Below are 8,133 nucleotides of genomic sequence, written 5' to 3' on the forward strand. Positions count from 1 at the left end.
TAAAACAGGAAATTATAATTATAAAATTTATTTTTTTATTTGAATTCGGTATAAGGATATATTGTTTTAAAAGTTGTTTGTGAGAGCTATATGTTTTTCGTGTCTTTATAGTTTAAAATCAATTAATTAGCGAAACCAAACTTTTCTTATGAGTATTATTTTGCTACTATTTTTTTATTAGATGTTTGTATAAATTGACGCGCCTTCTTCTATAAGGTTTATTCCTTTTAAATTAGCAGATTCACAAAGCTTTTTAAATTGTTCTGTAACAATAATGTACGAGGTCTTTTCTTTCATTCTTACCATTAAAGAGTTCTGAATTGAATTGGGGACGATATATAATTGTTTTATTACTTTTATAATAGCAGAACCATATTTTTTAGTTTCAACGACCGATTTTTCCTCATCTAAACAAGGAACTATCTTAAGAATATTTGGAATGTAAAAGTTTCTGTTTGTGTTTCCATCCATATCTTTTATATTTACTCTTAAAAATTGAACATCTTCCTCATATTCTTTGAACAACTTTACGAACTTTGAACTTACTAACGGTGTTCCAAATGTTGGCAAAACATCATAGTTATTCAAATAATCATCTATCTTGTCTACTTTATAAAATATTTCACTTTTTATTTCTATACGTTCTCCTTTTTCAAAGGCATTATATTGGATACTATTTTCTTCTGCATATTGAAGATATATATCCCTTTTATAAAACTCGCTTAACTGATAATACATAATTTAATAGCATTTAATTTTACATTTCCGCAAACATAATTTGGGTTCTACTCAATAGCCTTTAATATTCTATTCTCTAAATCGATAGGAAACCAAACTATTGAAAATTGATATCCGTTAAATTCTTCTCTTGTTATTGGTGTCTCTTTTTTTGTGGAAAAATGTCTTAATCGAAAATCTTCACCTACTCCGAATATCATTTTCAATTTATCGTAATTTGAATGCTTATATTTATCGTAGTTTTCTGTTTTGCCAATTATTCGCCATCTTTTTTTTACAACACCATCCCAAAATATTAGTAGTGGAGAAAACAAAATACCAGAGTTTACTATTTCGTCTATACTTGTTTTAGCAGAACCTATTTTTTTGAATATCTCTACCAAAACCGAAGAACTCGTCTCTATAACTCTTCCAAATGCAAATTCTTTATCTAAATCTTCATCAGATAATTTCATTTTTAAATCCCAATCGTCTTTGGGCATAAACAATGGAATACAAAATATTTCTCCTGGATAAACAATAATTTTTTTCATAATTCTAATAATATTTTATGTTCTTGTTTTCTGTGCTTCAAAACTCTTTCCTCTTGCATCTGTTCAATTATGTCTGAAAGAATTTTATTGATTAATTGATGTGCTTATTTAAGAATATAATCTTCAAAAGATTCGGCAAGAACATTTAATTCACCATTATCGTAATCTTGTAGTAAAACTTTTCCTTCTTTACTTATTCCAATTGGATTTCCTGCATAATCAGTTCCTATAATAAGCCAGTCAAAATGTTCATTTCCTTCTTCCCGAAATCTTTTGGTTAAACTAATTATTGAATCTTCTCCCATCAGTTCGGAATTGTGGAGTCCATATATTTCTTTATTTTTTATTAGAGACCCTCCAAAGTTAAGCAAGAAATAAACATAATCTTTATCAAACTTAATGCCTAATTCTTTCTCTGCATGGGCTATTTCATCTAAATTAGATGGTGTTCCTTTTGCAATCATATTATTTGCGAAGAAATCGTTGATTTTTTCTATTGTACTCTTTTCCATTTTGTTATGTTGAAGTATTTATATTCTAATAATGCGAATTATCTTTTCTTTAGTACCAGCTTTGGTCTGTACTAACAAAATTCCTTTCGCAATTGTTTAAATCTATTCCGTTTAGTCTAACTCCAGCCCATTTTTTATTTAGAGAGGTATTGCAAATATTTCTAATTTTATTCAGCTATAGAATAAGATATTACCAAAATGACTGGGAGGTATTATAAAAACCAACATTCAATTGTTCTTTTTCAACAATCTTTTTAAACAAATTGCTTACTATAATTTTAGATTTATATGTAGAATCTCGTACTATTAACAACTCTTCATTAACATTTTCTTTAATAATAATAGGTTCATCTACTATTTTATTTCCATCTGATAGAATTCTATAACCAGATTTTTCATAATCAATCACAGGCATAATTTGCTTTATTCTGCATAGAAAAAAGTTATAAGATTTATTGTTCAGTAGTATCTGACATGGGTAAAAACTAATTTTATCGGACAGATATAGCCTTGTTCTCTCTATAAATCTTTCTGAAAACACAGGAATACCACCAAAACGGGCATTTATTAAATAATCTGTTTGAGAAAGTAGTTTATGTGTGAATCCTTTTTGAGCTATTCCACTGAATTTTACATTTTCAAAATACCTCTTATCCTCAATATCAGAGAAAAAGTATTTTGCCATCTTGTCATAAGAACCATTCAGCTCTATAAGTGTATCTTTTTTATTTACTACTGTTGTTAAAAAATACCACATAAAAACAATTTAATAACGACTATTTCTTGCATTGTTCTATCCCATTCTCGTATTATGTTCGAGAATCAATAATTCTTTTCTTGCCCGTTCAGGCATTCATTCTTCTATATTTGTACCGTTGAAGTAAATCATCTAACTTTTGTTTCATTAGAGCATTATATTCAGTATGAGGCTTTCCATTTAATTTAACCTCATAATGTACTGACCTTAATGGTAAACGGAATGAGGAAAGAATTATTGTTGCCCCTATTCTTCTACCGAAGATATTAAGTTTCTGCTTCCATACCTTATTATTATCAGAAATACTTATAAGGGTAAGTTGTATATAAATAGGGGTGAATGGAATTAACTTCATTAATAAAATCATCTATCAATGGTTTATCAATAGAGTTTTGTTTGTCTAACAACTTTTCTAAGTCTTGATATAAAAAAGCCATTTGTAGAAAACAAAAAAACGAAATGTTTAAACATTTGAATTGGCTAATATTAGAATATTCTCCTTGATTATGATCGTAGAATAAAATTAAGTTGTTTTCTCTGTTTATAAACCATTCATCGCCTTGTCCAGAAGTGCCAATTATCCAAACTTTCTTACTTATATTGTCATAATTAGTTGCCAAATAGCGGTTCTCGCATAAAGCTTTCTCATATCCAAACACTTCAATGTCTGGCGTAATCTCTATACCTTCGTATTTTGAAACGAAAGACAGGTAGAACTTGTCTAATAAAGATGGTAGTTTATCTATTTTTCGAAGTTCTATCTTTCTCTGTTCCATCTTTTCTAATACTTCATATTTCGATAGTTTCTTAAAAAACATAATAAAGTCTATAGTTAATAGTTACCAATTTCTTTTACAATGTCTTCATACTTTCCTAACTGGCAGCGGAAAGATATAAAGTTAAAGAAGCCTTTACAGTTGTAAAGTTTACCATAGTTTGGGAACAATATAATATCTAATAATATCTCCATACTTATCTGGAGTAATAACTTTGTAACATGCAAACATATTTTCATCAACTATTGTTCTATACATTCCACCTAAATATTTCTCCTCTTTTAGATTAATAGCTTTATCTTGTGTCAAACAATTTGCCACAAGTTTTGTGCTAATAAGAATATTTGGTACAGAAAATCCAACATCGTTTATCTCGTCTACAGGATTTACCACTGTAATACATAAAAATAAGTTGTCTGCCTCTATATTATTTAAAGAATGTTTTAAGTGAAGTTTCAGATTGTATAGTAAGAATAAGGAACAATTAAGCAGACACACTGAAAAATCTTCACGTGCAATACTCTCTTGTAAAACATTTATCCTTTCATACCTGTCTATTATTGGTATTTCCTCAGATAAATTTGAACGAAACACCATATTTGATATCTCATTCAATTGTTTATTGGTATATATGTTTTCATATATACTCTTCATCATATTTTTCAACTGTGTTCTCTTAATCATTACTTTTTCTTGTTTCAAAAAGTCTCTTTATGACTTGCATATTATATTTTTGATAAACAACTTTATAATCCCTCTATTATCCACTTCTTTTTCCAGTTACTATATCTCTTTCGAGAGTCAATTAACCACTCTTCTCTACATTTTTTTAAAATATATTGATATTTCGAATTAAGGGCATCTTCTATTTCCACTTCAAGAATAGCAATTCTTTTTTCCATATCAATATTTATACTGGTAATTGTCATCTTAGGAAAGTCATCTTCAGAAGAAAAAACCTCAAACGATATAACATTTGGAAGTCCATTTTTTCTTTCCTTTTTTGTGCAATATTTATCAAAAATAGCCTTAATCTCCTCTTTTTGTTTATTTGTTATCTCTAAATCGGTGAGAGTTTCGTCATCTTCCAAATTATTACAATAAAGGTACCAATAATTCATAGCCTTATAGAATGAGACAAATCTCTCTTTAATAGTATCTTCAATAGATGTATCCATAATTTTAATTCTAATGTTAATTACTAAATTGTTTTGAATTCATTTTATTTCCATTGGTTGCAACTACGTCATACCCCCTTATTTTTGAAACTTAATCTTTTTGCCATTACATGTAATACCTTTTATAAAGGCCAAATCTATTGCATGTTTAGAACTGTTAAGAATGTATTCGTATAAACTGTTGTAGTTTTCAAAGTTAAATTCTAAGCTATAAAAACTTTTATCACTCAGTGGTGTGTAGAATGCTTCTTTTACTTTGGAAAGACCATACGAAGCCTGATTATCATCTGGGATAGTAACAGAAATCGAAATTTCAAATTCTTTATCTGAAGGGTAACGTCTTGCTCGTTTAAAAACGCCGATTCCATTTGTAGACCGGTAAGCTACCCATATTAAAAGACTCCAATCCTTTAAATCTTGAATATTGATCCGAGGAATAAGAGATTTTACATATTCATTTAATATTTTCCGTATAGAAGCTATATCAACATCCTCGTTTAGTCGAGGAATCTCAATCTGTAGCAACACTTTAACTTTATCATCCATAATTATTCCATATTATTAATGACCGCCTTTATTTGGTTTATAACGTTTATCTTTTTCCCGATTTAAAGGCAGTTTATGCCCCTACTCTACCATTTTTCTCTCCTTACGTTCCTTAAACACAAAAATATTGCACTTAATAATAGAAACAAAATGGGTTAAATATCAAGAACCAACAAGTCTTTAAAGATACACTTGCTATATTCTATAAAACGTTTATTTATTTTTATATTTTCTATATCTACGATGATTGTACTATCTTGAACTATAAATACGCAACTTTTATTTGTTATTCGCACAGACTTACAAGCATTATAACATATATCACCATTACATTCAGCATATAATCCGTTTAAGTCAGCCTCTGGATCGTCATCATTATCTAACATAATTGGTCTTTGAAACAATATATAATTCTTATAATTATATTTATCATCTGCAAAACCAACCATATAATAATTGTCTTTGCTATTCTTTGTTGCTACAATAGTTTTTGCTTTAAATTCTAATTTAAACATAATATATAGTTTTTAGGGTATATTCTTAGGGTGTAACTTCTTGTTTTTATATAATACTGACAAACATTTGTTTAAAAATTTTTCTGAATATCGCTACTTAACAACCAAAAGGTGTTTGCTAAAGCCTAAGTAAGCCATACTAAAAGCCTCATAATTCGAAAAACCATTCCAAGAAAGAATTAAAACTTTGCCACTGTGGTTGGAGTTTTCCATTTTGAAAATCAATTAATTTCTGCCCAAGTTCAAGTTCCAAAACTTCTCCTGTTTTCCGATTGTAGAAAAAACCGCCCTCTGTTTCAAAGCTATCTAATGGAATATACTCTTTTGATAAACCTAAAAAGCATTGCAAAGATTCTATTCTTTGAGCATACGTTGAGTATATTAAATACCAACAAATATTATCAATACTACCAATCCTCCCTTTAAAACTCATTTCTGTTGTATGTAAACAAAAATATGCCAAATCTGAGTTTAGGTTTATTCCTAAATCTAAAAGAGCTTTTGTATAGTTTTTTTCTTCTTTTTCTAGATAAAAATTATTTTCTTTTAAATAATTAATTATGGCTTTACTTAGCATACTAATGGTTTTATTAATTGTTGTGTAGCATTTTCCAATGCCTCATAAAAGAACTAACCCCACATTATTTATCTTTCTTTTGCCTTATTTCTTCTATTTCTTTAAGAGTATGTGTATAATGCCTCTTATTGGGATAAAAGTTCACATCTTCTAACGACTGCGACTTTAATAATGGAGTCATATTTCCGTCCTTACAATTCCAAAAGTTTATTTTCTTTAGATTAGGCATAGATTCTACAAAATCAATAGAGTCTAGTTTGTCTATGAATAAATCCTCAATATAGGAGTTATCTTTAAGAAATGAGAAATCTAAAAGTTTCTTACAACATTCAATCTCCAAATTTTCTAAACTGGAAACTTCATTAATTTTATGTATGTCGTCAAGTTTATTATTCCTCGCAAGAGAAAGTTCTCTAATTGAAAGTTTCTCCACACCATCTAAATTCTGGATTTTTGAACCATAAATATGTAGTATTTCGAGGTTTCGCAATGCAGAAAATTGTACTAAGTTTGGAAAAGGATACTTACAAATTACCAAAGAAGTTAAAGAATAAGCCTTGTCTAAATTAATTAATCCATTCCAATAATCACCTCCTAAATGTTGGAGCTTTGTAAATCGCGAAACATCGAATGTAAACTTCTGTTTATCATGAATATATATCTTTCTCATTTCTTTGAGATTGTAAATAGATTCAAAATTAATCACGTTTCCAATATCTTGAATGAAAGATATATCTTGCAACGTTTCAGACAATTTGTTAAGTTCCTTAAAGTCAACAATAACATTTTTTGCCCTACCACCTATTAAATGTATTTGTTGTAACTTTTTTTGAGCAGCATATTCCACACCTTCTTTAAAATTTTCCACGTGGATTGTTAAATAATCCCCATCTAAATTTTCTCTAATTGTTTTATCTAATTCCATTTCTTTACTTTCGTTTTTTGGTTATTATTTTGGTTTTGTGCACTTTTGTTGTAATATTCATTGTCGTTCTCCATTCTATAGTGCTATTAAACTTTTTAAAGCTATTTCTTTAAACATCTCACTATCAAATTTATATCCTTTAGATTTTAGTTTTTCCTTAATCAAAATCCCTAAATTTATAAACGAACTCTCTAAAAATAATAGAAATTTCTTTTTCGTATCGAGCATTGGTTCAGAATTCCAATAATATCTATCAATGCAAAATTCGGAAACTAACTCATTCTTTTTCTGAAAGTATCTACATTTTGTTATTCCCGATTTGGAACTATATTCTGAAACATCGCCACTTATGTATAAATTGATTTTTATTTTGGCAAGTCCTTCAAAGGAAATATTTAAAAACTGCTTTTTTAGATTTTTCCTCATTTCAATTATTATTTGATGCAGGTTTTTCTCCATTTCAACTTCAGGCTTTAATTGCCCGCCTATTACAGAACTTACACTAATTTCCATCTGTCAAACAATTAAATGTCAATAATTTGCTGTCTTAATAGCATCTCCTTATTAGTTAACGTTTCATCTTTTTTTGCTTCCAGCCCAACCTTCATAATTTAAAGGAGCTGACAACAAAAGTGTACAATTGCAAAAGTAATTATTTATTTCTCATATTTCATTCTTTCATTATTAAAAAATTCTTTTGTTAATTGAATTTTGCTTTATTGTTTCTCTTTTCTTTTTAATTTTTTCCCCTTACTCTAAATACACATTCCTGTTCAGAGAAACAGAAATAATGATTTAGCTTAATTACATTTTTCATCGATATTTGGTATCGTTCTATCTTTCCTTGCGTCTGCAGATGTAAATGTTTGCCATATATATGCTTGATAATATATTTTTTACAGAGACACTGTTTGAGAGAAGAAACAATATAACATAGTTCTTATACTAATAAGAAAATGTATGGTTTGGAAATGGAAATTATGGGTTAGAAAAAAATTAATAATAAACACCCGAATTTGTTATTATAAAAATAAAATTTATAATTATAATTTTTTATTTTTAATAATAAATTTCTT

Annotated in this window: 12 protein-coding genes; all 12 read right to left on the reverse strand. The window is 28.2% G+C overall.

Annotated elements, in window-relative coordinates:
• Nucleotides 1–177 precede the first annotated feature (177 nt).
• Nucleotides 178–738 carry an imm11 family protein gene (locus HMPREF9144_RS11180; RefSeq protein WP_006046180.1) on the reverse strand — a complete coding sequence of 187 codons (561 nt, stop codon included), beginning with the start codon at nucleotides 736–738 and terminating at the stop codon, nucleotides 178–180.
• A 47-nt stretch (nucleotides 739–785) separates the two neighbouring features.
• Entirely contained in the window at nucleotides 786–1,271 is a 486-nt protein-coding gene (locus tag HMPREF9144_RS11185) for an Imm26 family immunity protein (RefSeq protein WP_006046181.1), read from the reverse strand.
• Nucleotides 1,272–1,375: 104 nt separating this feature from the next.
• Nucleotides 1,376–1,783 carry an SMI1/KNR4 family protein gene (locus HMPREF9144_RS11190; protein WP_006046182.1) on the reverse strand — a complete coding sequence of 136 codons (408 nt, stop codon included), beginning with the start codon at nucleotides 1,781–1,783 and terminating at the stop codon, nucleotides 1,376–1,378.
• A 190-nt stretch (nucleotides 1,784–1,973) separates the two neighbouring features.
• Nucleotides 1,974–2,540 (reverse strand): imm11 family protein, encoded by a 567-nt coding sequence (locus HMPREF9144_RS11195; RefSeq protein WP_006046183.1) that lies wholly within the window; start codon nucleotides 2,538–2,540, stop codon nucleotides 1,974–1,976.
• 296 nt (nucleotides 2,541–2,836) lie between these two features.
• A complete protein-coding gene (locus HMPREF9144_RS11200) occupies nucleotides 2,837–3,316 on the reverse strand; it encodes an SMI1/KNR4 family protein (protein WP_249031140.1) in 480 nt (159 codons plus the stop codon).
• Between the two features lie 150 nt (nucleotides 3,317–3,466).
• Nucleotides 3,467–3,973 (reverse strand): Imm15 family immunity protein, encoded by a 507-nt coding sequence (locus tag HMPREF9144_RS11205; protein WP_257009656.1) that lies wholly within the window; start codon nucleotides 3,971–3,973, stop codon nucleotides 3,467–3,469.
• Nucleotides 3,974–4,062: 89 nt separating this feature from the next.
• Nucleotides 4,063–4,494 carry an NTF2 fold immunity protein gene (locus HMPREF9144_RS11210; protein WP_006046186.1) on the reverse strand — a complete coding sequence of 144 codons (432 nt, stop codon included), beginning with the start codon at nucleotides 4,492–4,494 and terminating at the stop codon, nucleotides 4,063–4,065.
• A gap of 78 nt (nucleotides 4,495–4,572) precedes the next feature.
• Nucleotides 4,573–5,040: an Imm9 family immunity protein gene (gene imm9 / locus HMPREF9144_RS11215; RefSeq protein WP_006046187.1), complete on the reverse strand. Its 468-nt coding sequence runs from the start codon at nucleotides 5,038–5,040 to the stop codon at nucleotides 4,573–4,575.
• 155 nt (nucleotides 5,041–5,195) lie between these two features.
• Nucleotides 5,196–5,555 (reverse strand): Imm10 family immunity protein, encoded by a 360-nt coding sequence (locus HMPREF9144_RS11220; protein ID WP_006046188.1) that lies wholly within the window; start codon nucleotides 5,553–5,555, stop codon nucleotides 5,196–5,198.
• A gap of 148 nt (nucleotides 5,556–5,703) precedes the next feature.
• Nucleotides 5,704–6,132, reverse strand: coding sequence for a hypothetical protein (locus HMPREF9144_RS11225; protein ID WP_006046189.1), 429 nt, complete (start codon nucleotides 6,130–6,132; stop codon nucleotides 5,704–5,706).
• Between the two features lie 64 nt (nucleotides 6,133–6,196).
• Nucleotides 6,197–7,057: a leucine-rich repeat domain-containing protein gene (locus HMPREF9144_RS11230; protein WP_006046190.1), complete on the reverse strand. Its 861-nt coding sequence runs from the start codon at nucleotides 7,055–7,057 to the stop codon at nucleotides 6,197–6,199.
• A gap of 75 nt (nucleotides 7,058–7,132) precedes the next feature.
• A complete protein-coding gene (locus HMPREF9144_RS11235) occupies nucleotides 7,133–7,570 on the reverse strand; it encodes an Imm12 family immunity protein (protein WP_006046191.1) in 438 nt (145 codons plus the stop codon).
• Between the last annotated feature and the right edge of the window lie 563 nt (nucleotides 7,571–8,133).

This window comes from Prevotella pallens ATCC 700821, assembly GCF_000220255.1.
In the GTDB taxonomy this organism is placed as follows: Bacteria; Bacteroidota; Bacteroidia; order Bacteroidales; family Bacteroidaceae; genus Prevotella; species Prevotella pallens.

Coding starts and splice junctions, on each gene's coding strand:
- HMPREF9144_RS11205 (WP_257009656.1), bottom strand. CDS start 3,973: ATGATGAAGAGTATATATGAAAACATATATACCAATAAACAATTGAAT.
- HMPREF9144_RS11180 (WP_006046180.1), bottom strand. CDS start 738: ATGTATTATCAGTTAAGCGAGTTTTATAAAAGGGATATATATCTTCAA.
- HMPREF9144_RS11225 (WP_006046189.1), bottom strand. CDS start 6,132: ATGCTAAGTAAAGCCATAATTAATTATTTAAAAGAAAATAATTTTTAT.
- HMPREF9144_RS11210 (WP_006046186.1), bottom strand. CDS start 4,494: ATGGATACATCTATTGAAGATACTATTAAAGAGAGATTTGTCTCATTC.
- HMPREF9144_RS11185 (WP_006046181.1), bottom strand. CDS start 1,271: ATGAAAAAAATTATTGTTTATCCAGGAGAAATATTTTGTATTCCATTG.
- HMPREF9144_RS11230 (WP_006046190.1), bottom strand. CDS start 7,057: ATGGAATTAGATAAAACAATTAGAGAAAATTTAGATGGGGATTATTTA.
- HMPREF9144_RS11195 (WP_006046183.1), bottom strand. CDS start 2,540: ATGTGGTATTTTTTAACAACAGTAGTAAATAAAAAAGATACACTTATA.
- HMPREF9144_RS11220 (WP_006046188.1), bottom strand. CDS start 5,555: ATGTTTAAATTAGAATTTAAAGCAAAAACTATTGTAGCAACAAAGAAT.
- HMPREF9144_RS11190 (WP_006046182.1), bottom strand. CDS start 1,783: ATGGAAAAGAGTACAATAGAAAAAATCAACGATTTCTTCGCAAATAAT.
- HMPREF9144_RS11200 (WP_249031140.1), bottom strand. CDS start 3,316: ATGGAACAGAGAAAGATAGAACTTCGAAAAATAGATAAACTACCATCT.
- HMPREF9144_RS11235 (WP_006046191.1), bottom strand. CDS start 7,570: ATGGAAATTAGTGTAAGTTCTGTAATAGGCGGGCAATTAAAGCCTGAA.
- imm9 (WP_006046187.1), bottom strand. CDS start 5,040: ATGGATGATAAAGTTAAAGTGTTGCTACAGATTGAGATTCCTCGACTA.